The 24,037-nt window shown below is 69.5% G+C and carries 21 protein-coding genes; 16 read left to right on the top strand and 5 right to left on the bottom strand.

Annotated elements, in window-relative coordinates; all coding sequences use genetic code 11:
- Positions 1–128: 128 nt before the first annotated feature.
- Both ACWGE0_RS14625 and ACWGE0_RS14620 read right to left on the bottom strand, forming a co-directional pair.
- Entirely contained in the window at positions 129–971 is an 843-nt protein-coding gene (locus ACWGE0_RS14625) for an alpha/beta fold hydrolase (RefSeq protein WP_452261384.1), read from the bottom strand.
- A gap of 24 nt (positions 972–995) precedes the next feature.
- The gene (locus ACWGE0_RS14620; protein ID WP_452261383.1) at positions 996–2,000 is read right to left on the bottom strand and encodes an NADP-dependent oxidoreductase; all 1,005 of its coding nucleotides are present in this window, start codon (positions 1,998–2,000) and stop codon (positions 996–998) included.
- A gap of 189 nt (positions 2,001–2,189) precedes the next feature.
- Between ACWGE0_RS14620 and ACWGE0_RS14615 the strand changes: the two genes are divergently transcribed.
- The 14 genes from ACWGE0_RS14615 (at position 2,190) to ACWGE0_RS14550 (ending at position 18,368) form a co-directional block, all read left to right on the top strand.
- Complete coding sequence (locus tag ACWGE0_RS14615; RefSeq protein ID WP_452261382.1) at positions 2,190–3,002, top strand: tetratricopeptide repeat protein; 813 nt, start codon at positions 2,190–2,192, stop codon at positions 3,000–3,002.
- A 99-nt stretch (positions 3,003–3,101) separates the two neighbouring features.
- Positions 3,102–5,810 (top strand): BTAD domain-containing putative transcriptional regulator, encoded by a 2,709-nt coding sequence (locus tag ACWGE0_RS14610; protein WP_452261381.1) that lies wholly within the window; start codon positions 3,102–3,104, stop codon positions 5,808–5,810.
- On the top strand, positions 5,807–8,482 hold the full coding sequence (locus tag ACWGE0_RS14605; protein ID WP_452261380.1) for a BTAD domain-containing putative transcriptional regulator: 2,676 nt from the start codon (positions 5,807–5,809) through the stop codon (positions 8,480–8,482). The genes ACWGE0_RS14610 and ACWGE0_RS14605 overlap by 4 nt, the downstream gene beginning before the upstream one ends.
- 71 nt (positions 8,483–8,553) lie before the next feature.
- The gene (locus ACWGE0_RS14600; protein WP_452261379.1) at positions 8,554–10,377 is read left to right on the top strand and encodes a type VII secretion-associated protein; all 1,824 of its coding nucleotides are present in this window, start codon (positions 8,554–8,556) and stop codon (positions 10,375–10,377) included.
- Between the two features lie 21 nt (positions 10,378–10,398).
- A complete protein-coding gene (locus tag ACWGE0_RS14595) occupies positions 10,399–10,788 on the top strand; it encodes a hypothetical protein (protein ID WP_452261378.1) in 390 nt (129 codons plus the stop codon).
- A gap of 148 nt (positions 10,789–10,936) precedes the next feature.
- Positions 10,937–11,245 carry a WXG100 family type VII secretion target gene (locus tag ACWGE0_RS14590; protein WP_452261377.1) on the top strand — a complete coding sequence of 103 codons (309 nt, stop codon included), beginning with the start codon at positions 10,937–10,939 and terminating at the stop codon, positions 11,243–11,245.
- Between the two features lie 66 nt (positions 11,246–11,311).
- Entirely contained in the window at positions 11,312–11,599 is a 288-nt protein-coding gene (locus tag ACWGE0_RS14585; protein WP_452261376.1) for a WXG100 family type VII secretion target, read from the top strand.
- A gap of 263 nt (positions 11,600–11,862) precedes the next feature.
- The gene (gene rplM / locus ACWGE0_RS14580; protein WP_452261375.1) at positions 11,863–12,306 is read left to right on the top strand and encodes a 50S ribosomal protein L13; all 444 of its coding nucleotides are present in this window, start codon (positions 11,863–11,865) and stop codon (positions 12,304–12,306) included.
- A 26-nt stretch (positions 12,307–12,332) separates the two neighbouring features.
- Entirely contained in the window at positions 12,333–12,890 is a 558-nt protein-coding gene (rpsI, locus tag ACWGE0_RS14575; protein WP_452261374.1) for a 30S ribosomal protein S9, read from the top strand.
- A 110-nt stretch (positions 12,891–13,000) separates the two neighbouring features.
- Positions 13,001–14,335, top strand: coding sequence for a phosphoglucosamine mutase (glmM, locus tag ACWGE0_RS14570; RefSeq protein WP_452261373.1), 1,335 nt, complete (start codon positions 13,001–13,003; stop codon positions 14,333–14,335).
- Between the two features lie 77 nt (positions 14,336–14,412).
- Positions 14,413–14,724: a hypothetical protein gene (locus tag ACWGE0_RS14565; protein WP_452261372.1), complete on the top strand. Its 312-nt coding sequence runs from the start codon at positions 14,413–14,415 to the stop codon at positions 14,722–14,724.
- 147 nt (positions 14,725–14,871) lie between these two features.
- Positions 14,872–15,177 carry a type VII secretion target gene (locus tag ACWGE0_RS14560; protein WP_452261371.1) on the top strand — a complete coding sequence of 102 codons (306 nt, stop codon included), beginning with the start codon at positions 14,872–14,874 and terminating at the stop codon, positions 15,175–15,177.
- Positions 15,178–15,183: 6 nt separating this feature from the next.
- Positions 15,184–17,865, top strand: a complete 2,682-nt coding sequence (locus tag ACWGE0_RS14555) for a WXG100 family type VII secretion target (RefSeq protein ID WP_452261370.1) — start codon at positions 15,184–15,186, stop codon at positions 17,863–17,865.
- Positions 17,862–18,368: a hypothetical protein gene (locus tag ACWGE0_RS14550; protein ID WP_452261369.1), complete on the top strand. Its 507-nt coding sequence runs from the start codon at positions 17,862–17,864 to the stop codon at positions 18,366–18,368. The genes ACWGE0_RS14555 and ACWGE0_RS14550 overlap by 4 nt, the downstream gene beginning before the upstream one ends.
- Before the next feature lie 47 nt (positions 18,369–18,415).
- On the opposite strand, the gene ACWGE0_RS14545 is transcribed toward ACWGE0_RS14550, so the two are convergent.
- Positions 18,416–19,129, bottom strand: coding sequence for a hypothetical protein (locus ACWGE0_RS14545; protein WP_452261368.1), 714 nt, complete (start codon positions 19,127–19,129; stop codon positions 18,416–18,418).
- A 10-nt stretch (positions 19,130–19,139) separates the two neighbouring features.
- Positions 19,140–19,967 (bottom strand): dienelactone hydrolase family protein, encoded by an 828-nt coding sequence (locus ACWGE0_RS14540; RefSeq protein WP_452261367.1) that lies wholly within the window; start codon positions 19,965–19,967, stop codon positions 19,140–19,142.
- 134 nt (positions 19,968–20,101) lie between these two features.
- Between ACWGE0_RS14540 and glmS the strand changes: the two genes are divergently transcribed.
- Positions 20,102–21,961 (top strand): glutamine--fructose-6-phosphate transaminase (isomerizing), encoded by a 1,860-nt coding sequence (gene glmS / locus ACWGE0_RS14535; RefSeq protein ID WP_452261366.1) that lies wholly within the window; start codon positions 20,102–20,104, stop codon positions 21,959–21,961.
- Positions 21,962–23,344 carry an NAD(P)H-hydrate dehydratase gene (locus ACWGE0_RS14530; RefSeq protein ID WP_452261365.1) on the top strand — a complete coding sequence of 461 codons (1,383 nt, stop codon included), beginning with the start codon at positions 21,962–21,964 and terminating at the stop codon, positions 23,342–23,344. It abuts the gene before it with no gap.
- Between the two features lie 2 nt (positions 23,345–23,346).
- Here the strand turns inward: ACWGE0_RS14530 and ACWGE0_RS14525 are convergent, their stop codons facing one another.
- On the bottom strand, positions 23,347–23,970 hold the full coding sequence (locus ACWGE0_RS14525) for a maleylpyruvate isomerase N-terminal domain-containing protein (RefSeq protein WP_452261364.1): 624 nt from the start codon (positions 23,968–23,970) through the stop codon (positions 23,347–23,349).
- Positions 23,971–24,037 lie beyond the last annotated feature (67 nt).

The raw sequence follows: 24,037 nt of genomic DNA, 5'->3' as shown, positions 1-24,037 counted from the left end.
GCTGCTCGTCCGCCCTGCGCTCTGGCCAAGTGGCCGGGCCAGCTCGCGCGTTGGCTCACCGCCGAAGCTCTCGACACACCGACGCCGAGGACGCTTGTTGCTTTCGGCGATCGTTCGCCGAGCCGCGGTCACGACGCGAGGAACTCGAGGGCTTCGGCGACGAACTCGTCGTGGTGCTGGAAGATGCCGCCGTGCCCGGCATCGGGGTACAGCGTGAGCCGGGCGTTGGGCAGGCGCCGGGCCAGATCGGCGGAGTTGCTGCTCGGCACCATCCTGTCGTGGTCACCGTTCGCGACGAAGACCGGCTGCTGGACGACCGTCAGGTCGGAGGGTTGCTGGACGCCCCACGCGTGGATCGCTTTGAGCTGGTTGCGGAATGTCGTCACGGAGATCGAGCGGTCCCGGTCGTCCGTTCGCTCCTTCAGCCGGTTCACGAACTGCCGGGCCGCCGCCCTGCCGTTGGCCGTGCTGGTGAAGAACAGGTACTCCTTGGGGTCGTTGAAGGTGAGTGCGGCTTTCAGGCTGTCGAGCAGGGTGACGGAGGTGACCTTGTCGATGCCCTCGCCACCTGCCGGGCCGGTGCCCGCGAGGATCATCCTGCGCACGAGTCGTGGTTCCTGCGCGGCGATCACTTGGGCGACGAAGCCGCCCAGGGAGAAGCCGAAGAGGTCGGCCTGGTCGTGGCCCAGTGCGCGGATGAAGGCGATGGCGTCACGTGCCATGGCGTCCACCGAGCGTGGTGTCCTGCCTTGCGAGGCGCCGACTCCCCGGTTGTCGAAGGTGATCACCCGGTGCCTGGTGGCGATGCCGTCCACGACACGGGGGTCCCAGTTGTCCAGCACGGCGGCCAGGTGGTTCAGGAAGATCACCGGCGTGCCGGTGTCCTGGCCGAGTTGCCGGTAGGCGAACGTCGTCCCACCGACGTCCACGGTCTGCGTCGGCGTGTCCTTGTAGGCGGTGATCACGGTCATGACGGCTCCTTCTCGCACGAGCTCCTACCTGACCTTCACGACGACCTTGCCCTTGGCGCGTCCTGTTTGGACGTACGCCATGGCCTCGTTGGTCGCCTCGAAGGGGAAGACCCGGTCGACGACCGGATCGATGATTCCGGCGTCGATGAGCGAGGTGATCTCGCCCAGCTGCTCCCCGTTCGCCCTCATGAAGAGGAACGAGTAGCTGATCTGGCGGCGCCGGGCGGCTTTCCTGACCCGGTGGCTCAGGACGCGCATCACCGGCCGCAGGATCCAGGGCTTGCCGATCTCCCTGGCGAAGGCCGGGTCCGGCGGGCCGGAGATCGAGACGAGCTTTCCGCCTGGCTTCAGCACGCGCAGTGACTTCTCGAGCGTCTCGTTGTCCAGGCTGTTCAGCACCACGTCGTAGTCGCGCAGGACGGTTTCGAAGTCTTCCTCGCGGTAGTCGATCACGACGTCGGCGCCGAGCCGCTTGACCAGATCGACGTTGGCCGCGCTCGTCGTGGTGGCCACGGTGGCGCCCAGGTGTTTCGCCAGCTGGATCGCGAACGTCCCGACGCCGCCGGCGCCGGCGTGGATGAAGACCTTCTGTCCCTTGCGCAGGTCCGCGATCTCGACCAGCGCCTGCCAGGCGGTCAGGCCTACCAGGGGGACGGCGGCCGCCTCCTCCATGGTGAGCCGCCCCGGCTTCAGCGCCAGGTCGTCCTCGCTGATGGAGATGAGCTCCGCGAAGGTGCCGATCCGGTCCTTGCCCGGTCGCGCGTAGACCTCGTCGCCTGGCTGGAACTTCCGCACGCCGGCCCCGGCCCGGAGCACGACACCGGCGACGTCGTTGCCCAGGACGAACGGCGGGCGGTAGGGCAGGACGAGCTTGAACTCCCCGTCCCTGATCTTGACGTCCAGGGCGTTGACGCCCGCGGCGTGGATCTGGACCAGCACGTCGTGCTCACCCACCCGCGGTTCCGGCACGTCACCGGCCCGAAGGGTGTTGCCGCTCTTGCCGTAGCGGTCGACGATGAACGCCCGCATGTCAGCCGACCATCCGGTTGAGCTTGCGGACGCTCCGGTCGAAGGCCCACGCGGGGGCGACGCGACGAAGCACACTGGCGCGCGCAGCGGTCGAACCCGCGGTGTAGCGCCGCTTCGGCTTCTGATCGGTGGCCGCCGTGACGATCACGCCGGCGGCGGCGTGCGGAGTGGCCCAACCTCAGAGCGATCATGTTCGGGGCGATCAGCCGGGGCTGGCACCGGCTCGCCTGGCAGGTCCCGATGCACCTCCACGGATACCTCAACATCCAGCAGGACCACCGGCACGAGGCCGTCGAGATGTTCGAGGCGGTGCTGGGCTTCGGCACTTCCCGGGAGCAGGTGCTCCTGCAGCTCAAGCTGTCCTCGCTCTACGAGGACGTGGGCCACCTGGATGACGCGTTGCGCACCTTCGAGAACGCCCTGCCGCTCGTGCACGCGGTGGAGGAGCCGTACGTCGCGGCCGCGGTTCTGATCAACGCGGGCCAGCTCTACCAGAAGCTCGGCCGGCCGGACGTCGCCGAGAACGTCACCCGGCAGGCCCTGGCCATCGCTGTCGAGAGCGGCGAGCGCTATCTGGAAGTGGCCTGCCTGATCAACCTCGCTGCCGACCACAACAACCTTGGCCGGCACGCCGAGGCGCTGGAGTGCGCAGAACGGGCTGTCGAAGCAACCGCGTGCCTGGACGAGGAGTACATGACGAACCGGGCGCACGGGATGAGGGCTGCGACCCTCGCTCTGTGCGGGAGGTACGACGAGGCACTGCCGGAACTCCAGGTAGCGCTTGCCAACGCGCGGCGGTTCGGTGACGCCGCGGGCGAAGCCGGGGTGCTGGAAGAGATCGGTCGCGCGCTGGCGGGCCTCGGCCGGAGGGAAGAAGCCGTCGCCGCATGGCAACGCTCGATCGATCTGTGGCGTGAACTCGGTGATGATCGGGCGGAGAGGGCTGCCGGGTTGCTGGCAGCGCTGGAGCAGACGCCGGGTGACAGCGGCCCCCCAGGCTGAAGACCTCGCCGCTGTCGTCCCCGGCTGATGACCACCTTGGCGACTGGCAGTCACACTTCGCTCACACGACGTCCGAAGTGGACGAACCGGAGAGGGCCCATGAACGTCGAGTACCGCGTCCTCGGACCACTGGAGGTGCTGAGCGACGGCGTGCCCGTCGCGCTGCCGGCCGGTCGGGTGCGCGTGCTGCTGGCGACGTTGTTGTTGCGGCCCAACCAGTTCGTGTCCGTCGATGAGCTGGTCGACCGGCTCTGGGACGGCGAACCGCCCACCGTCGACCGCGCCCACAAGACGTTGCAGATGGTCGTGCGGCGGCTGCGGATCGCGCTGGGGGACGCCAACTGCGTGCGCACGGCCACCGGTGGCTATCTGGCCGAGCTCGACCCGGAGCGGCTGGACCTGACCCGGTTCCGGCGTCTCGCCGCCGAGGGCGAGTTCGCGGCTGCCTTGGAGCACTGGCGTGGTGAGGTGGCCTCGAACGTCGGCTCGCCGCACCTGCACCGCGAGGACGTGCCACCGCTCGTCGAGGAACGGCTCGTCGTGCACGGGCGGCGCATCGAGGCCGACCTGGCGCGCGGGCGCGGCGCCGAGCTCGTCGGCGAACTCCGGGAGCTGACTCGGGAACACCCGCTGCGCGAAGGGTTCTGGGCGCAGCTCGTGCAGGCGCTGCACCAGGCGGGCAGGCCGCAGGAGGCGCTCGCGGCGTACGAGCGCATTCGCGATCACCTCGCCGACGAACTGGGTGTGGAGCCCGCACAGCCGTTGCGCGAGTTGCACGAACGGTTGCTCGACCCGGCCTCGCGCGTACCGCGGCAGCTGCCCGTTGCGGCCGCGTACTTCATCGGGCTGGACGCGGAACTGGCCAGGCTGAGCACAGCCGCCACGGGAGGCGCGGCCGTGGTGATCACCGCGGTCGACGGCACCGCGGGCATCGGCAAGAGCGCGCTGGCCGTGCGGTGGGCGCACACGAACTCCGGCCGCTTCCCGGACGGCGGGCTGTACGCCGACCTGCGCGGGTTCGACCCGTCCGCGGCCCCCGCCGATCCGGCCGACGTGCTGGCGGGGTTCCTCGGCGCGTTCGGGGTGTTCGGTGGCAGGGTGCCGGCCGACCTGCCGGAACGCGCTGCGCTCTACCGCAGCGTCGTCGCCGACCGGCGCGTGCTGGTGCTGCTCGACAACGCCCGTGACGTCGAACAGGTCCGCCCGCTGCTGCCGGCCGGTCGGGGCTGCCTGGCCGTGATCACCAGCCGCAACCGCTTCACCGGGCTGGTGGTCCGCGAGGGCGCGGTCCCGGTCACGCTGGACCAGCTGGGCGACGAGGACGCCGTCGCGCTCCTCACCGCCCGGCTCGGCGCCGACCGCGTGGCAGCCGAACCGGACGCCGTCGCCGACCTGGTGGCGTTCTGCGGTGGCCTGCCGCTCGCACTCGCCGTGGCCGCGTCCAGGGCGGCCGACGAGCCTGCGCTCTCCCTGCGCTCGCTCATCGGCGAACTCACCACCGCGGGCGAGGTGATGGGCAGCGTGGAGGCCGTCTTCGCCACGACCTGCGATCAGCTCGACGAGGAGACGGCCCGGCTGTTCCGCTTGCTCGGACGGACGCCCGGCCCGGACATCTCACTGGACGCCGCCACCGCGCTCGACGGCCGCACCGACGTGCGCAGGTCGTTGGAAACGTTGGTGCGCATGCATCTCGCCACCGAACGCACTCCTGGTAGGTACTCGTCCCACGACCTGCTGCGCGCGTACTCGCGTTCGTCGGGCGAGGAAGACCCCGCCGCCGTGCGCCGGCTGATCGAGTTCTACCTGCACTCGGTGGACAGCGCCGATCGACTGCTGCGCAACGGCCGTCCGGAGGTCACCCTGAGCCCGCTCTCGGACGGCGTGCGGCCCATGCTGTTCGACGACCGGGAGACCGCGGCCGGCTGGTGCGAGACCGAGCACGACAACCTGCTGGCCGCCGTCCGGCTCGCCGGCGAACACGGCCTGCACCACCACGCGTGGCAGCTCGCGACTGTCATGTCCGGCTACCTCCACCTGCGGCAACGCCCGTCCGAACGGATCGGGCCGCACCGCCTCGCCCTCGACGCCGCCCGTGCGAGCGGGGACAGGTACGCCGAGGGCATCACCCTGCACTCGCTCGCCAGCGCGCACTTCTCCCTGGGCGACCACGCCGCCGCCCACGCCCGCTACGCCGAGGCGCTGCGGGTGCGCGAGGAGATCGGCCACCTGCACGGCATCGCGGTCACCCTCGACCAGTGGGCCGTCAACCACGCGGTGAGCGGCGACCTCGAGTCGGCGAAGGCCCTGCACGAACGCGCCGTGGACAAGCGCCGCGAGCAGGGTTCGCCCGCCGGCCTGGCCACCGCGTTGAACAACTACTCGATGACGTTGGTGGGCTTGAAGGAGTTCGACGCCGCACTGGCCGCGAACGACGAGGCCCACACCGCCGTCGTGGAAGCCGGGATGATCGGCCTCGCCGCCTCCACTTTGGACACTCGTGGCCAGCTGCACCTGGAGAGCGGCAACGTGGACGAGGCCGTGGCGACGTTCCGCCGGGTACTCGCCCTGCTCGCCGGCCAGCTGCCGGCCGTGGTGAAGGCGGTGACGCTGGCGAACCTCGCTGACGCGCACGTGAGTGGAGGCCGGTCGGGTGAGGCACTGGCCGCGTTGAAGGAGGCGTTGCTCATCCGCGAAAGCCTGGGCCACGAGGCGGTGACGGCGAAGCTGCGCGCCCGCATCACCGAACTCTCCAGGTCTTCGGCAGACTTGCGGGCGAATGCCGCACCCGGCGGGGAAGGGGGACGATGAGCGTCGAGTTCCGCGTGCTCGGCCCCCTCGAAGTGCTGCTCGACGGTGAGCCGGTGACCGTTCCGGCAGGGCGCGGCCGGGTGTTGCTGGCGACGTTGTTGTTGCGCCCCAACCGGTTTGTATCGGTTGACGAGCTGATCGAGCGGGTGTGGGACGGTGAGCCACCGACCGCTGACCGCGCCCACAAGACGTTGCACATGGTCGTCACCCGGCTGCGCAAGTCGCTCGGAGCCGCGAACCGCGTGCGCACCTCCAGCCGCGGCTACCAGGTGGAGATCGGCCAGGACGAGCTGGACCTGCTGCGGTTCCGCGCGCTCGCCGGCTCGAACGACCTCGCCGCCGCAACGGCGTTGTGGCGCGGCCCCGTGCTCGGCAACGTCAAGTCGGACGTCCTGCACCGCGACGACGTACCGCCGTTGCTCGACGAGCGCCTCGCCGTGCTGGAACGGCGGATCGACGCCGATCTCGGCCGGGGACACGCCGCCGCCCTGGTGGCAGAGCTGCGGTCGTTGATCGCCGATCACCCGTTGCGCGAGTCGTTCTGGCGGCAGCTGATGCTGGCGCTCTACCGATCGGGTCAGCAGGCCAAGGCGCTCGCGGCCTACCAGGAGATCCGCGAACGGTTGGTGGACGAGCTCGGCGTCGATCCCGGCCCGGCGCTGCGCGATCTGCACGAGCGCATTCTCCGTGCGGACGTCGGCCACGTGGATCGTCGTGCGGTGCCACGGCAGTTGCCGGCCGGCGTGCACAACTTCGTCGGCCGCGTCGAAGAGCTCTCGCTGCTCGGCAGGGCGAACGGGATCACCGTGCTGCACGGCGCCGGCGGTGTCGGCAAGACGACCCTCGCGCTGCGGTGGTCCCACGAGGTGCGCCAGGACTTCCCGGACGGCGACCTCTACGTGGACCTCAGGGGGTTCGACCGGGAGGCCGAGCCGGTCGATCCCTTCCAGGCCGCGGAGTCCCTGTTGCTGAGCCTCGGTGTGCAGGACGTGCTCTCCACCGAAGAAGCACGATTCGCGTTGCTGCGGACCGAGTTGGCCGGGCGGCGGATGTTGCTCGTCCTGGACAACGCAGCGACGAGCAACCAGGTGCTTCCCATCCTGCCCGGCTCCGCCAGCGTCCGTGTGCTCATCACGAGCCGCAACCAGCTGCGCCCTCTCATCGTGCGGTTCGGCGCGACGAGCGTCGCGTTGCGGCAACTGGACGACGACGAGGCTCACGCCTTGCTGGCCGCGGTGCTCGGGGCCGAGCGGCTCGACGCGGAACCTGAAGCGGTCCGCGAGATCGTCGAGCAGTGCGGTGGGCTTCCGCTCGCGTTGCGCGTCTTCGCGGAGAGGGTGGCGCGGTTCCGGGAGACCCCGCTGCACGAGTTCGCCGCCGAACTGCGCACCGAGCGACTCGACGCGCTGACCGACTTCGAAGACGTCGACGTGCGCGCGGTGTTCTCGTGGTCGTACCGTGCGCTGGACGACGAAGCCGCCCGGATGTTCCGGCTGCTGTCCGTCCATCCGGGAGCCGATCTCGACGTCGGCGCCGCGGCCGCGCTGGCCGGGGTGACCGTCGCGCAGGCACGCCGGCTGTTGGAGCGGCTCGTCGCGGACCACCTCGTGCAGACCCGCTCACCGGGCCGTTACGACCTGCACGACCTGCTGCGCGCGTACGCCACCGAGCTGTGCGGAGACGACGAGACCGCCGAACTGCGGTTGACAGAGTGGTACGTGCACACGCTGGAGAAGGCCGTGCAGCTGCACGGTTACGACCAGGCGATGTCCGCGGGCGAGGTTTCGACAGGTGTTGTCCCGCAGGAGTTCTCCACCCGTTTCGAAGCACTCGCGTGGTGTCACGGCGAGTGGGCCAACCTCCGCGCGGTGATGGACATGGCCATAGTGAGGGGCTGGGACCTGCTGGCCCAGATGATCCCCGTCCACCTGCGCACCCACTACGTCATCGAGAGGACTCGGGATCGAGAGCTCCTCTCGATGTTCGAGGCCGTCCAGGACCTCGGCCCTCCGCAGGCACGCGGGGTGCTCAAGGTGAAGCTCGCTTCGACGTACGTCAACGTCAAGCGCTTCGAGGACGCGCTGCGTGGGTTCGAGGCCGGTCTGCCGCTGGTCCGCGAGGCGGGGGACAAGGTCACCGAGCAGGCAGGCCTGAACAACATGAGCGTCGCGTACCTGTCCCTGGGCCGGGCGGAGGAGTCGCTCGACTGCGTGCGCCGGAGCATCGCGCTGTCGGTGGAGGCGGGGGCACTGCATTCCGAGCACATCGGCAGGGTGAACCTCGTCGGCACGCTCAACAACCTTCGGCGTTACGCCGAGTCGCTCGTGGAGGGAGACCGGATGCGAGCCCTCCTTCACCGAACGGGCGACGAGTACATGGCCGCGCGGTTGAACTCCCTCATCGCGGTCGCCCTGGTCGGCCTCGGCAGGCTCGACGAGGCGCTCGCTCTCTTCGAGCACTGTCTCGAAGAGCTGGAGAGGTTCACCGACGTCCGGTCCCGGATCGCGGTGCTGGACGAGGACCTGGGCCCGCTGCTGTTCAGGCTGGGGCGGCACGACGACGCGCTGCGCGCGTGGGAGCAGGGACTCGAGCTGGCCCGCGCCGCCGGGAACGATCGGGCCCAGTGGCTCGAGGCGAAGCTCGCTCTCGTGCGCGGACCCGGCCCGGAATGACCGACTTCGCCATCCCGGTCGTCCGGGCCGGTCGCATCGGGTAAGCATGTGCCCGGAAGAGGGGAAGGTGCATGAGCCTGCACGTCGCGGTCGACTTCGGCACGTCGAGCACCTGCGTCGCCGTTTCGGCCCACGGCCGGGAGCCGCAGGTCGTCGTGTTCGACGGCCAGCCGCTGGTGCCGTCCGCCGTGTTCGCCGCCGCTGACGGGACGTTGTTCGTCGGTCAGGAGGCAGAGCGTCAGGCCGCGGTCGACCCTGCCCGCTACGAGCCGCACCCGAAGCGTCGCGTCGACGAGGGTGAGTTATTGCTCGGCAACACCGTGCTGCCCGTTGTGGACGTTGTGCGCGCGGTGCTGACACGGGCTGTCGGTGAGGCACGGCGCGTTGGTGGCGGGGCACCAGTCGATCTCCTCGTTCTCACACACCCCGCGGACTGGGGCACGGTCCGCACCCGAGTGCTGCTTCAGGCGGCGCGTGGGCTCGGCCGCGAGCTGGTGCTCGTGCCCGAACCCGTCGCGGCCGCCGTCTTCCACTCCGCGAGCCACTCCATTCCGGACGGTGCCGCGCTCGCCGTGCTCGACCTCGGCGGCGGAACCGTCGACGCGAGCGTGGTGACGCGCACGGGCAAGAGCTTCCGGGTGCTGTCCGCCAAGGGTGATCCGAGCTTCGGCGGCGCGGACGTCGACCAGGCATTGCTGGAGCACGTCGGCGGGCTGGTCGCGGCCAAGGACCCCGAGGCGTGGCGGCAGCTCGTCGAGGGCAGGGAGATGGCCGACCGGCGCAAGCGGCGGGTGCTGCGGCAGGACGTCCGGGGTGCCAAGGAGACGTTGTCCCGGCACGCCTACACCGACGTGCCGATGCCGCCGCCGTTCCCCGACGCGCACGTGACCCGGTCGGACCTGGAGCAGCTGATCACCGCGCCGCTCAGCCGGGCGGCCGCGCTGGTCGGTGCGACCGTCCGCGACTCGGGTCTCGCTCCCCAGCAGCTCGCCGGTGTGTTCCTGGTCGGCGGGTCGAGCCGGATCCCGCTCGTTGCACGGCTGGTGCACGAGCACACCCGCGTGGTGCCGATCAGCATCGACCAGCCGGAGACCGTCGTCGCCCGCGGCGCGCTGCGGGCGGTCAGCCTCGACCCCGAACGGACCGGCGGGGTGGCCCCGCAGGGATCGCTCCAGACGCCGCCGAGGGGCGGTCCGGGTGATGTGACCCACAACCTCCGGGTGACCGACGACACCACCCGCAAGATCACCCGCCGGATCCAGCCGCCGCCCGTCGCGCAGTTCCCGTCGGCGTTCCCCGCGGCACCTCAGCCGCGGAAGAAGAGCAAGACGCCGCTGTTCGTCACGATCGGTGTGGTGGTCGTGCTCGCCGCCGCCGGTGTCGGTGGTTACTTCTGGCTGAACCGCGAGAAAACGCCGCAGCAAACCAATCCGCCGGCCAATCAGATCGCCGTCTACGACTACAGCTTCACCCGTCCGGACGGGTGGGAGCAGACGGGCGGTATTGCGAATGACCGGCAAGTGCTTTTGCAACCGATTGACCGTGCGAATTCCAATAGCAAACAGCCGGACGCGCGCATTGCTGTGCAGGAGCAAACTCTCACCTACAACAGTGATCAGGATCGCGTTCGCGCGCTGACGGAGTTGCGGCAGACGTATCAGGGGCGCAAAGACAAAGGCGACGAGGTGTCCGACTTCACCGACATCACCACATTCGCGGGGAAGTCTGTTGTTCACTATCGCGAAGTGGTCGAGACGACCGGGGTCGACTGGTACATCCAGTTCGTGGGCAAGGTCCAGGTGAGCGTGGGCTGCCAGGCGGCGCCGGCCGCGCAGGATCGCGTCCGCACCGCCTGCGAGCAGGTCGTCAGCTCGCTGCTCATCAAGCCGCAGTAGCTACGTCAGGGGAGTCACCGAATGTCCGCCACCGAGGTCCTCGCCCGGTTCCGCGCCGAGGTCGGCGCCGCCGTCACCCGTGCCCGTCGTGCGTCGGGTGAGATCGGGGAACGCAACGCCAAGCTGCGGGAACGCACCCGTGACCTGGCCAGGCAGGCCCGCGAGCGCAGGGTTGAACCCGGTGCCCAGGCCACCTCTGCCGACGTGCGCGAGACGTCCACGGGGTTCCGCCATGACCGCGGGCTGCCCGTCGAACAGGTGCCGGGCGCCGCCGAACTGACCGCTCCCGCGCCAGTTGAGACGCAACCGGTGGCCACTCTCGGTTCCGCCGCCGTCGCCGGTCCGAGTGGTCAGCTTCCCCGTGTGAGTGACGATGACGAGGACTTTTCGCAGTCGCGAATCCTCTACTGACACCTGGTTTCACCCGGGACCGTTTACTAGCGCAACTACTTCGATCGAAGTCGCGACAGGGTGGAACCGGCGTGGCAAGGTCTCCGTCGTAAGAGGCGTACGAACCAAGAAGTACGAACCTGAAGTTCTCTGAAGGGGGAATCTCCCAATGGCTGGTTACACCGCGACTGCTGAAGAACTTGCGGGACTCGCGAAGCAGATCCTCGACGTCGACGCTTCGACGCAGGGCACGCTGCGCAGTGTTGCGAACACCGTCGAGACCGTGAAGGGCACGTGGCGTGGTTCGGCCGCGACCGCGTTCGGCGCCCTGATGGAGCGCTTCAACGCCGACGCCGCGAAGCTCCAGGAGGCCCTGCGCGGCATCGCCGAGCAGATGGACAAGAGCTCGGTGACCTACGCCCAGCAGGAAGAGGAAGCGACCAACCTCTCCTCTGTCATCTCGAACCGCCTCGGCTGATTCTGCCGGGCTCTTCGCTTCAGCTTTCGCTTCAACCTCACACAAACTTTCAAGGGGAGATTCACAATGTCTGGTGAAGTCAAGGTTCACTTCGCGGAGCTCCAGAACGCCGCGTCGTCGATCAGCAGCTCGGCGCAGCAGGTCCAGCAGCAGCTGGAAGACCTGAAGAGCGCGATCTCCAAGGTCACGGCGAGCTACGAAGGTGCCGCCAAGGAGGCCTACGACGACAAGCAGCGCGCGTGGGACACCGCCGCCGCCGACCTTCAGGCCGTCCTCTCGTCCATCGGTATCGCGGTTCGCGACGCCGCCGAGGCGTACCAGACCGCTGAGCAGGCGAACACCAGCCGCTGGTAGTCATCGCGGCCGGCAAGACCTGCAAGACCTCGCGAGCCCCGGAACCACGTGGTCCGGGGCTCGCGTATGTCCGGAGGTAGGAGCCTTGAAGAGGGGCCGTTTTGGTCCCCGCCCCACCCATCCGGTATCTTCTTACGTTGTTGTGCGGTAGCTGGCGCCCATGTGTGCCGCGCCTGTCTCGGTACCACTGCTTGGTTCGTCCAAGATCGGTCTGGGGCAACCGCCGCAGTGACCCCAGACGCAAGTGACGACGAGGTAGATCCGTGCGCACGTACAGCCCGAAGCCCGGTGAGGTGACCCGCACCTGGCACGTGATCGACGCCCAGGACGTGGTGCTCGGCCGGCTCGCCACCCAGGCCGCGACGCTGCTGCGCGGCAAGCACAAGCCGACTTACGCCCCTCACGTTGACACTGGTGACTTCGTTGTCATCATCAACGCTGACAAGGTGGCGTTGACCGGCGCGAAGCGGGACCAGGCGTTCCAGTACCGCCACTCCGGCTTCCCCGGTGGTCTGCGCAAGCAGTCCTTCGGTGAGCTGCTGGACACGCGTTCGGACCGGCTGGTCGAGAAGGCGATCAAGGGCATGCTGCCCAAGAACCGCCTCGGCCGCCAGATCGCGAACAAGCTCAAGGTCTACAGCGGGCCGAACCACCCGCACGCGGCGCAGCAGCCGCAGACCTTCGAGATCAAGAAGATCGCCCAGTGAGCGACGAGAACACCGAGGAAGTTCCTGTGACCACCCCTGAGAACGAGACCCCTGAGGTCGAGACCCCCGCGGTCGAGGCTGAGGTTGTCGAGGCCGAGGTCGTCGAGGCTGCTCCCGAGGCCGAGGCCGCTGAGGCTGAGGTCGTCGAGGAAGAAGCCTCCGCACCGGTGGTCGTCGCTCCGCAGCTGAACGGCGCCGCGCACCTCGCGCAGACCGTCGGTCGCCGCAAGGAAGCGGTCGTTCGCGTCCGCCTCGTGCCCGGCACCGGCAAGTTCACGCTGAACGGCAAGACGCTCGAGGCGTACTTCCCGAACAAGGTGCACCAGCAGCTCATCCGTGAGCCGCTCGTCACCACGGAGAAGCCCGAGACCTTCGACGTCATCGCGAACCTGCGTGGCGGCGGCATCACCGGCCAGGCCGGTGCGCTGCGTCTCGCCATCGCGCGTGCGCTGATCGCCGTCGACTCCGAGGACCGCCCGGTCCTCAAGAAGGCCGGCTTCCTCACTCGTGACCCGCGGGTCAAGGAGCGCAAGAAGTACGGTCTGAAGAAGGCCCGCAAGGCGCCTCAGTACTCCAAGCGTTGATCTGAGTTACCAGCTGTACCTGCGGGAGCAGCAGTTCACCACGAACTGCTGCTCCCGCAGTGTTTTCCGGGTCTTCCCCGCCGCCTCGCAGTGTCCCTTTCGGAGGTTTCATGGCCCGCCTGTTCGGCACCGACGGTGTGCGTGGTCTCGCCAACGCCGATCTCACCCCTGAGCTCGCGATGTCCGTCGCCGCCGCAGCGGCACGCGTGCTCGCCGAGCACGACCGCTCCCACCGCCCTGTCGCCGTCGTCGGCCGCGACCCGAGGGCGAGCAGCGAGATGCTCGACGCCGCCGTCACCGCGGGCCTCACGTCGGCCGGTGCGGACGTGCTGCGGGTCGGAGCACTGCCCACGCCCGCCGTCGCGTACCTGGTGGCCGCGCTCGGCGCCGACATCGGCGTGATGATCTCCGCGTCGCACAACGCGATGCCGGACAACGGGATCAAGCTCTTCGCCGCGGGCGGCCACAAGCTGCCCGACCAGGTCGAGGACGAGATCGAACAGCACATGGGCACCGGTTTCGACCGTCCCACCGGCGCCTCGATCGGCCGGGTGCGCGACATCCCCGACTCCGAGACCCAGTACGTCGAGCACCTGCTCAAGGTCACGCCGCACCGCCTCGACGGCCTCAAGGTCGTGGTGGACTGCGCGAACGGTGCCGCGTCGGTGGCCGCACCGGACGCCTACCGCCGCGCGGGGGCCGAGGTGATCGCGATCAACGCGAACCCGGACGGCCTCAACATCAACGCCGGCTGTGGCTCGACGCACATCGACGTGGTGGCCGCCGCGGTCCGCGAGCACGGTGCCGACCTCGGCATCGCGCACGACGGCGACGCCGACCGCTGCCTCGCCGTGGACGCCGAGGGCAACCTCATTGACGGCGACCAGATCCTCGCGGTCCTCGCGCTCGCCATGCGCGACGCCGGCGAGCTGTACGAGGACACGCTGGTCGCCACGGTCATGAGCAACCTCGGTCTGCACATCGCCATGAAGGCGGAGAAGATCCAGCTCCGCACCACCGCCGTCGGCGACCGCTACGTGCTGCAGGACCTCAAGGCCGGCGGTTACTCGCTCGGCGGCGAGCAGTCCGGCCACGTGGTGCTGCCCGCGCACGCCACCACCGGCGACGGCCTGCTCACCGCGCTGCGCCTGATGGCCCGCATGGCCGAGACCGGCAAGTCGCTCGCCGACCTCGCGTCGGTGATGCGCCGCCTGCCGCAGGTCCTGATCAACGTGAAGGTCTCCGACAAGGCCGCGGTCGCCAAGGCGTCGTCGGTCAGCGAGGCCGTCGCCGCCGTCGAGGGCGAGCTGGGCGACAGCGGCCGTGTGCTGTTGCGTCCGTCCGGCACCGAGCAGCTCGTGCGGGTGATGGTCGAGGCAACCAGCCACGAACAGGCGGAGTCGGCGGCGCAGCGCCTCGCCGATGTGGTTTCCTCGGTGCACTGACGACCGACCAGGGGCCGGTGACGTGACACGTCCCGGCCCCGGTGTCGGTGAGGCCACCGAGAGGCGAGGACGACGACGTGAAGTTCGGACCGGCGCAGCTGTTGATCGTCTTGTTCGTCCTGGTTCTTGTCGTGCTCGCGGTGGTGATCGTGGTCTTGGTGAAGAACCAGAAGAAGCGGGCCCAGCATCCGCAGCAGTTCCCTCCCGGCCAGGGTTACCCGCCTCCTCCCGGCGGTCACCATCCCCAGCAGGGCCCTCCTCCCGGGCAGCAGTACCCCCAGCAGGGCCCTCCCTCCGGGCAGCCGTACCCGCCGCAGGGTCCCCCGCAAGGCGGGCAGTGGCCCCAGCAACCTCCTGGTCAGCAGCAACCGCCACCCAATCAGTGGTGATCACCGGCGAGTGCCGCCGAATGGCTGTTTACTAAGGCAACCGACATCACAGAGCTCAGGTCAGCGTGTGATCTGAGCTGGCACTGTATGGCGGAACCCCGCTGAGCCGAACTGCGTCAGATCGGGGACAAGGGGAGGCAGGGGAACATGTCTGGCTATCAGGCGAACGCCGGCGAAATGATGTCGTCCGCGACGACCATCCAGGGCATCGCGACCGAGATCGAGAACTACAAGGCCAAGATCAGCGCGAGTGCGGTGACCGAGAAGGACTTCGGCCGCGAGCACACCGGTGGCGGTGCCAAGTACAAGGCCGGCCTGCCGAAGATAGCCGAGGCGATCGGTGCCTACTCGGCGGCGATGAAGGGCCTCTCGGACAAGCTGCGCGAGTCCGCCAACGGCTACGCGTGGCAAGAAGAGGCCAACGCCGCCAAGATGAACAAGCAGGGAAGGTAGTCGCGGATGCCCAGCTGGGAAGAAGTCAAGAAGCTCTGCGACAACCCCGAGGTTCCGCCGGACCAGAAGAAAGCCCTTCTCGAGGCGTACTACACGACCGAGATGGACAAGGACTTCACGGGCACGCACAACGACGAGCTCGAGAGGTACCTCGACGACTACGACGTCTCGTACGGTGACGGCTTCGGCCAGTCGCTGTCGAACTCGATGCCCTGGTCGGACAGCTCGGAAGACCGGCTGAACAACGCCTACGACATCGCGAAGAAGTCGGGCGACGCCGGTCAGAAGAAGATCGACGACCACAACAACGCCAAGAAGTCCGGGCAGAACACGCTCGACCAGTCCGAGCAGCGCGCGGCCGACGGTGGCGCCGGCGTCGGCAACTCGAACTTCCTGCTCGACGCGGGCATGCCCGGCCTCAAGTACTTCGAGAACTTCCTCCCCGTCTACGCGGAGGCGAAGTCGGTCATCGGTGTCGGCGCGAACGTCAACACCGACTACAACAACGTCAAGAAGCTCTACGAAGAGCAGCGCGACATCGACTTCCACAAGATCGACGAGGACATCGTCGAGATGCGGCAGGTCTCCACCGATCTGCGCACGCAGCAGGCCGACTCCGAGAAGTCGATGTCGAAGCTCTGGTCGAGCTGGGACGGCAACGCCGCGGACAACTCCCGTGCCTACGTCGCCGACTTCTCGAAGAAGGGCGCCGCCGTCGCGGACGGCATCAACCACATCGCCGACGCGACCCGCCTGGCGTGCCACACGGTCTCGCAGCTGGTGAACGACAAGGCGAACGCCGTGCTGAACGGCGTGGGCAGCCCGTTCGACATCGCGGGCAAGACCCCGCCGCAGATCCGCGAGGTCGTCCAGGCCGCGGACAGCGAGGACGAGGGCGTGCTCAGGCGCGCGGCCGGTCACGTCGGCATCCAGATCGACGACGAGGCGTGCGACGACGACGTGTGGAAGGGCGAGGTCCGCAAGGGCTGCCGCGAGTGGTTGCAGACCACCTTCCACAAGGACGTCAGCGAGAAGTACAAGAACTTCGAGGACCTCTGCAAGAACACCAAGAAGTCGGTCGACGACGCGTGGAACGCGCTCGGCGCCGAGATGGACAAGATCAACACCAAGCCGTTCGAGCCCGCCAAGGAGGAGAAGCCCGCCGAGAAGCCGGGTGACAAGGGCGGCAGCGACAAGGGCGGCAGTGACAGCGGCGGTGGCACGCCCCCCGGTGGCGGCGGCCCGCCCGGTGGCGGTGGCACGCCCCCCGGCGGTGGCACTCCGGAGATCCCGAAGCCGGAGAACCCGCTCGACAAGAACGGCGACGGCAAGCCGGACGTGCCCGGTGACACCGACGGCGACGGCAAGCCCGACGACCTCGACGGCGACGGCAAGCCGGACAACCAGCAGCCCAAGCCCGAGGAGAACCTCGAGTCCGTCACGGTCAAGGCCGGCGACAACACGATCAAGGTCACGGAGCCCGACTCGAACGGGCACGTGAAGATGACGATCGACACGCCCAAGGGTGACCCGAAGACCTACGACCTGGACTTCAGCAAGAACCCCGAGGCCGCCAAGGCGCTGATGGGCCAGAACGGCACGCAGGCCATCACCGCCATGGCCAACCAGCTCACCGGCACGGCGACGACGCCGGGCTCGCCGGCCCTCGGCACCCCTGGGCCCGCCGGCACCACGCCGACGACCCCCGGCGGCACGGGCATGGGCGCGCCCGGCTCTGAGTCGAACCCGATCCCCGTCGAGGTCGGCGCGGACGGCAAGATCCACATCGAGCAGGACGGCGTCAACTTCACCGCCGAGGTCAACGCCGACACCGGTGAGATCAACCTGACCGCGGACAACGGCGACGGCACCCCCGACCAGATCGGCGTGAGCTTCGGCGAGGACGAGAACCCCGCCGCCGACTCCGGCTCTGGCACCGACAAGGCGGGTGCCGGCTCCGGTGGCATGAGCGGGGATCTGCGTCTCGACGAGCCGCTGACCCTGCCGGAGCAGGACTTCCCGCGGCCCGTGGAGGGCGAGTTCCAGACGATGCCCGCGCCTGCCCAGGGCGAGTTCCAGACCATGCCCGCCCAGGGTGAGCAGGTCTGGACCCAGCCGGGCGAGGTCACTCCGCAGGTGGCCGAGCGCTTCCAGGAGTCGATGGGCCGCAGCTACATCGAGGACAACGGCATCATGCCGAACGTCGGCGAGCCCCGGATCTCCAGCGAGGGCCCGCAGTTCGCGCACGCCGCGGCATCGGACAGCACCATGACGTCCGGTGTCTCGTTCACCGGTGGCGGCGCCAACGGCAGCGAGTCCGTCCTCGGCAGTTCGTCGCCGGCGGACAGCGCGTGGAGCACTCCGTCCCAGTCCAACGAGAACGGCTCGTTCAACACCAACGCCTCGGAGGCCGGTCAGGCCGGCTCCGCGAACCTCCCGTCCATGCAGGACGCCCACGGCCAGCCCGCGTCCGGTGCCCAGTCCGGCGGCATGATGGGCGGCGGGATGATGGGCGGCGGCGGCATGGGTGGAGGTGCCGGCGGCGGTCAGCAGGGCGGCGACACCGAGCGCGGCGCGAGCCAGTGGCGCACCACCGGGTCGCTGTTCGACGAGGACAACAACAACCCGCTCAGCAGTGCCCAGGGCGTGCTCAGCGGTGACGAGGGCAATCGGGGTGGTCAGTGGTGAGTGATCTCGATCTCGCCGCGTTCAAGGCGAAGCTCTCCGGCATCGAGTCGGAGCACTCCACACGCATGGCCGAGGTCAGGCAGAAGTTCGACGAGTCGACCAAGGCCACGCAGGAGAGTCACGACAAGTTCGCCGACCGCAAACAGCGGCTCACCTCGCGGCTCCGCGAGATGGCCCGCAACCAGCGCGGCGAGGGCAAGGACCGCAACAAGGAGCTCTCGTTCGGCCTGGAGGACGAGACCGCCGGTCCGCACGACGACCTCGCCGAGGAGCTCGCGCAGATCGAGAAGGAACGGCAGGCACGCGAGCTGCGCGCCCAGTCCGAGGGCTTCATGCGCGGGCCGAACGACGCTGCCCCGCAGCAGCCCGTGCGGCAGCCTCCGGTGGTCCAGCAGCCGGTGACGCCTCCACCGCCGATCCGCCAGGCTCCGCCGCCCCGGCGGCCGGTGCGGCCGCCCGTCGACGATGACGACGACCTCAGCAACCAGAGCTGGTTGTCCTGAGACGACGAACGCCCCCGGGTCGGACGACCTGGGGGCGTTCTCGTTGGTCAGCGTGGTGGGCCGTAGCCGGGCGGCGGTGGTCCCTGCGGTGGACCCTGCGGCGGGCCGTAACCGGGCGGTGGCGGCTGTTGCTGTTGCTGCTGCCCGTAGCCGGGTGGCGGCCCCTGCTGCGGGAACTGGGGCTGACCGGCCTGTGGGTGGCCGGCGTGCGGGTGGCCGGCCTGCGGGTGACCGAACTGGGGCTGGGCGGCGGGCTTCAACGCGTTGGTGACCGGCGGCAGGATCGCCACCACCCCGACGACGAGCGTGAGCACTGCCGCGATGTAGGTGTCGCTGGTGCCGCTCCACCCGAGCTGGTTGTAGTAGAAGAAGTGGCAGCCGGCGGCCAGGATCCCCAGCAGGACGGCACCGGCGACGAGGAACGCGCCGGGCATCTTGCGCATGACGATCAGCAACGCGCCGAACACCAGCACCGCGGCCGCGAGCAGCTTGAGCACCATGTCGGCGATGCTCAGCGGCGCCAGCAGGTCGCCGTTGCCGCCGGTCGACGCCAGCAGCCGCGCCACGACGTCCGGTTCCGACTGGTGCGGGCGCTTGATGATGATCCGCATGATCCCGAGGATCGCCCAGTACACGGCGACCCCGAACGCGCCCACCGCGACGATGACGGCCATCGCGAAGCTGCCGCCCTTCGGCGGCGGAGGAGGCGGACCCCACTGCTGTTGCGGCTGTTGCTGCTGCCAGCCCTGATTCGGCATCACGCCGAGCAACCTAGCGGCTGCGCAGAGCTTCGCGCTGGAAGATGAGGTTCGCGGCCTTCAGGTCGCTGTCGAGCAGCTCGTCGTAGGTGCGCTCACCGGTCAGCACCCGGAGCAGGAACGCCGTCGCGAACGCGCGCCCGAGCTTGTGCGACCCCCGCTCGGCGCTGCCGTCCAGCATCAGCTCGCTCCAGTGCCTGCCCTCGGTGAACCCGAGGTGTGAAGCTTTGGGCAGCAACCGGAGCTGGACGGGTCCGCCCCAGGCCTGGGCGATCGCCTCGGAGTGCCCGACCGGCGGCGCGATGCGGTCCTCGCCGGCCGCGAGGTGCAGGCCGGGCGCCTTGACGTCGCGTGCGGCGTCCAGAGCGGACGGACGCGTCTCCGTTGCGGCCAAAGTCACAACGGCCCGGATGCGGTCGGAGGCCGATGCCGCGAGCACCGCCGCACCGCCACCCATCGAGTGCCCGGCCAGGGCGAGACGGGCCGGGTCGACGCTGATCTCCCCGGATCCGAGGCGCACGCCGGTGCAGATGTCCAAAGTGGTCAGCAGGTTCGCCGACAGCACGCGCGCCGACAGCAGCGGGCCGCGCTCCACGGCCGGTGCCGCGGCGACCACGCCCCACGACGCCAGGTGCCGCAAAAGCCCGTGGTAGCGGCGAACGGGCTGCATCCAGCCGTGTCCGAACGCGACAGCGGGCAGACCGAGGCCGGACTGCGGGGTGAAGATCACGCCCGGCAGGCCGACGAGCGCGAGGTCGCCGCGCAGCACGGGGTGCGGGCCGGGCCTGCTGAGCTGCTCAAGGGCCTGTTTCGCGGTCAGCGTGATCACGCGGCGAGCCATGTGGTGAACCGTAGTCGATCCTGTCGTGCGCACCACACCTGAGATTGGTCTACACCACATGTGCCCGTGACCTGCGGATACGGGGTGCCCTCACTCATTAGGGTTAGCGGCGTGGTCTAGCTAGTCTGTTTTCCGTGTGCGGAATCGTGGGATACGTGGGTCACCAGTCGGCGCTCGACGTCGTCCTGGACGGGCTGAGGCGTCTCGAGTACCGGGGTTACGACTCGGCAGGCGTCGCGGTCGTCGCAGGCGACGAACTCGCCGTCGAACGCAAGGCAGGCCGGCTGCAGAACCTGGAGACGAGGCTCGACGAGGTGGGCCGCGACAACTTCGCGGGCACCGTCGGCATGGGTCACACGCGGTGGGCGACGCACGGCGCGCCGATCGACCGCAACTCGCACCCGCACCGCGACGCGACGAACCGCGTCGCCGTGGTGCACAACGGCATCATCGAGAACTTCCTCGCGCTGCGCGCCGAGCTCGAAGGTCTCGGCGTCGAGATGGCGTCCGACACCGACACCGAGACGGTCGCGCACCTCGTGGCGTTCGCGTACGGCGAGGGCGACACCAAGGGCGACCTGCCCGCCAGCGTGCGCAAGATCGTGAACCGCCTGGAGGGTGCGTTCACACTCGTCTTCACGCACGCCGACGAGCCCGACACGGTCGTCGCCGCGCGCCGCAACTCCCCGCTGGTCGTCGGCGTGGGCGAGAACGAGTACTTCGTCGCGAGCGACGTCGCCGCGTTCATCGCGCACACCAAGGAAGCCGTCGAGCTGGGCCAGGACCAGATGGTCGTGCTGACCCGCTCCGGTTACGAGGTCACCGACTTCGACGGCGAGGTCGCCGAGGCCAAGCCGTTCACGGTGAACTGGGACCTCAGCGCCGCCGAGAAGGGCGGCCACGAGTACTTCATGCTCAAGGAGATCGAGGAGCAGCCGGAGGCGCTGGCGAACACGCTGCGCGGCCACTTCGCGAACGGCCGGATCGTCCTCGACGAGCAGCGCCTCTCCGACCAGGACCTGCGTGACGTCGACAAGGTCTTCGTCATCGCCTGTGGTTCGGCCTACCACTCCGGTCTCGTCGCGAAGTACGCGATCGAGCACTGGACCCGCCTGCCCGTCGAGGTCGAGCTCGCCTCCGAGTTCCGCTACCGCGACCCGGTGCTCGACCGCGACACGCTCGTCGTCGCCGTGTCGCAGTCCGGCGAGACCGCGGACACGCTGGAGGCCGTGCGCCACGCCCGTGCGCAGAAGGCCCGCGTTCTGGCCGTCTGCAACACGAACGGCGCGCAGATCCCGCGCGAGTCCGACGCCGTCCTCTACACGCACGCGGGTCCAGAGATCGGTGTCGCGTCGACGAAGGCGTTCCTCGCCCAGATCGCCGCGAACTACCTGGTGGGCCTGGCCCTGGCGCAGGCCCGCGGCACCAAGTACCCGGACGAGGTCGCCCGCGAGTTCCACGAGCTGGAGGCCATGCCCGACGCCGTGCAGCGGGTGCTCGGCACGGCCGAGCAGGTTCGCGCGCTCGGCCGTGAGCTGGCCGACTCGAAGGCGGTGCTGTTCCTCGGCCGCCACGTCGGCTACCCGGTGGCTCTCGAAGGCGCGCTCAAGCTCAAGGAGCTCGCCTACATGCACGCCGAGGGCTTCGCGGCCGGCGAGCTCAAGCACGGCCCGATCGCGTTGATCGAGAAGGACCTGCCGGTCGTCGTGGTCATGCCGTCGCCGAAGGGCCGCGCCGTGCTGCACTCGAAGCTGGTGTCGAACATCAGCGAGATCCAGGCCCGCGGCGCCCGCACGATCGTGATCGCCGAGGAGGGCGACGAGACCGTGCGCCCGTTCGCCGACCACCTGATCGAGATCCCGGCCGTCCCGACGCTGCTGCAGCCGCTCATCTCGACCGTGCCGCTGCAGATCCTCGCGGCCGAGATCGCGTCCGCCCGCGGCTACGACGTCGACAAACCTCGCAACCTGGCGAAGTCCGTTACCGTCGAGTGAGTGAGAGGCGTCTGGCACACCGAACGCGTCAAGTCCGCTGAAGAAGAGCTCATGGCGGTAGTTCCGCCGGGCTCGCTGATGCGCAAGGCCGCGTTCGGTGTGGCCACCCACGCCCTCAGGCTCTTGCAGGGCCGCCGCCGCGTCACGTTGCTCGTGGGCGCGGGCAACAACGGCGGCGACGCCCTGTGGGCCGGCTACTTCCTGCGCCGCCGCGGTGTAGCGGTGTCCGCGGTGCTGCTCTCGCCCGACAAGGCGCACGTCGAAGGCCTGGCAGCGTTCCGGCGCGCAGGCGGGCGGATTGTTTCCGAGGTGGGCACGCCGGACCTGGTGATCGACGGCATCGTCGGTCTCTCCGCGCGCGGCCCGCTCCGGCCGGCCGCCGCTGCCCTGGTCTCCACGGTCCGTGTCCCGATTTTGGCTGTGGACCTGCCTTCCGGCATCGACCCGGACACCGGCGAGATCGCCGGGCCACACGTCCAGGCGCACACCACTGTCACGTTCGGCTGCCTCAAACCCGTGCACGCGCTGGCTGACTGCGGCGAGGTGCACCTGGTCGACATCGGTCTGCGTCCAACGGATCCGGACTTCGTGCTGCTGGATCGTGAGGACATCGCCTGGCCGGTGCCGGGACCGAACGACGACAAGTACACCCAGGGCGTCACGGGTGTTGCCGCCGGCAGCGCGACTTATCCAGGCGCCGCCGTGCTTTCCACCGGCGCCGCGGTTCTGGCGACCTCCGGCATGGTCCGTTACGCCGGCCCGGCCGCCGACGCCATCCGGTCGCGCTGGCCCGAGACGATCTGCACGGGTTCGATCACGGACGCCGGCCGCGTCCAGGCCTGGGTCGTCGGCCCCGGCATGGGCACCGGCCCGTCGTCGGCCGAGGTCCTGCGGTTCGTGCTGGACGCCGGGGTGCCGGTGATCGCCGACGCGGACGCCATCACGTTGCTGGCCAATCACCCTGACCTGTGGGACGCCCGCGACCCGGATGCCGCGCTGGTCCTGACGCCGCACGACCGCGAGTTCGAACGCCTGGCGGGCCCGGTCGGCGCGGATCGCGTTGCGGCCGCCCGAAAAGCCGCTCAGCGTTTCAACGCCGTGGTGCTCCTCAAAGGCCATCGGACCGTGGTGGCCGCGCCGGACGGACGGGCGCTGGTCAACTCAGCGACGTCGTCCTGGCCCGCGACGGCCGGTTCGGGTGACGTTCTGTCCGGCATCATCGGCGCGCTGCTGGCCGCCGGCGTGGATCCGTTCCTGGCGGCGGGACACGCGGCGTACGCGCACGTGCTGGCCGCGGAGCTGGCAGCCGATGGCGCGCCGGTGCCGTCGTCGGGGCTGATGGAGGCGATCCCGGACGCGATCCGCGCCGTCCGAGGCCGCTGATCTCAGATGACGGAGAAGCCCGCGGGTAGCTCTCGCCTGCCGGTCAGCGCCAGCAGGACCGGCTGACCGTCGCCGGTGGCCGCGGCTGTACGGGCGGCCAGGGCGGCCGAGTCCGCGAGCGCGTCGATGGGCAGGTCCGCGGAGACGCCGGCCGCCGCGGCGATGTCCATGCCGTGCACGACCAGCTCGAACGTCCTGGTGGGCAGCCAGCGGTCCAGCCGCATGCCGCCGGCCGCCGTGGTGACCAGCGCGTCCGGATCGGCAGCGGAGACGGCGGTGACGGCACGATCGACGAACTGCCGGACCGCAACGGCAGGTTGATCGCGCAGACGTGCGCCCCAGTCCTGGGCGTCCGTGGCCGACATGGCGACAACGGCCTGGTAGATGGCTGGATCGATGGTCTTCGCCAGGGCGTAGTAGCCCTCCGGCGTGGTGATGTCCTCGGAGGTGGCCGGCCGGCCGAGCGCTTCGACGACGTTGACCAGCCCGGCCGAGAGGGTGTGGCCGATCAGGTCGCGCAACGTCCAGTCGCCCAGGCCCGGTCCGGCGAGACGGTCGACGGGCACCGCGCCCATCAGGTCGGCGAAGGCGTGCGCGGTGGCGATGAAGGTGTGCTGGGCTGCCATGTCATCAGCCTGGCAAGGCGCGAACCCCACCGGTCCGCACTTCGCGCTCGGTGAACACCGGCCTGTG

This window comes from Lentzea sp. NPDC054927 (assembly GCF_053610285.1).
Note: the sequence above shows the minus strand (reverse complement) of the source record. Positions and strands in the feature narration are given on the sequence as shown.

What these genes read in the sequence shown, in the direction of transcription:
- ACWGE0_RS14560 (WP_452261371.1), top strand. Translation starts at nt 14,872, where the DNA reads ATGTCTGGCTATCAGGCGAACGCCGGCGAAATGATGTCGTCCGCGACG.
- ACWGE0_RS14590 (WP_452261377.1), top strand. Translation starts at nt 10,937, where the DNA reads ATGGCTGGTTACACCGCGACTGCTGAAGAACTTGCGGGACTCGCGAAG.
- ACWGE0_RS14620 (WP_452261383.1), bottom strand. Translation starts at nt 2,000, where the DNA reads ATGCGGGCGTTCATCGTCGACCGCTACGGCAAGAGCGGCAACACCCTT.
- ACWGE0_RS14615 (WP_452261382.1), top strand. Translation starts at nt 2,190, where the DNA reads ATGTTCGGGGCGATCAGCCGGGGCTGGCACCGGCTCGCCTGGCAGGTC.
- ACWGE0_RS14555 (WP_452261370.1), top strand. Translation starts at nt 15,184, where the DNA reads ATGCCCAGCTGGGAAGAAGTCAAGAAGCTCTGCGACAACCCCGAGGTT.
- ACWGE0_RS14540 (WP_452261367.1), bottom strand. Translation starts at nt 19,967, where the DNA reads ATGGCTCGCCGCGTGATCACGCTGACCGCGAAACAGGCCCTTGAGCAG.
- ACWGE0_RS14600 (WP_452261379.1), top strand. Translation starts at nt 8,554, where the DNA reads ATGAGCCTGCACGTCGCGGTCGACTTCGGCACGTCGAGCACCTGCGTC.
- ACWGE0_RS14605 (WP_452261380.1), top strand. Translation starts at nt 5,807, where the DNA reads ATGAGCGTCGAGTTCCGCGTGCTCGGCCCCCTCGAAGTGCTGCTCGAC.
- ACWGE0_RS14625 (WP_452261384.1), bottom strand. Translation starts at nt 971, where the DNA reads ATGACCGTGATCACCGCCTACAAGGACACGCCGACGCAGACCGTGGAC.
- glmM (WP_452261373.1), top strand. Translation starts at nt 13,001, where the DNA reads ATGGCCCGCCTGTTCGGCACCGACGGTGTGCGTGGTCTCGCCAACGCC.
- ACWGE0_RS14525 (WP_452261364.1), bottom strand. Translation starts at nt 23,970, where the DNA reads ATGGCAGCCCAGCACACCTTCATCGCCACCGCGCACGCCTTCGCCGAC.
- ACWGE0_RS14595 (WP_452261378.1), top strand. Translation starts at nt 10,399, where the DNA reads ATGTCCGCCACCGAGGTCCTCGCCCGGTTCCGCGCCGAGGTCGGCGCC.
- ACWGE0_RS14610 (WP_452261381.1), top strand. Translation starts at nt 3,102, where the DNA reads ATGAACGTCGAGTACCGCGTCCTCGGACCACTGGAGGTGCTGAGCGAC.
- ACWGE0_RS14585 (WP_452261376.1), top strand. Translation starts at nt 11,312, where the DNA reads ATGTCTGGTGAAGTCAAGGTTCACTTCGCGGAGCTCCAGAACGCCGCG.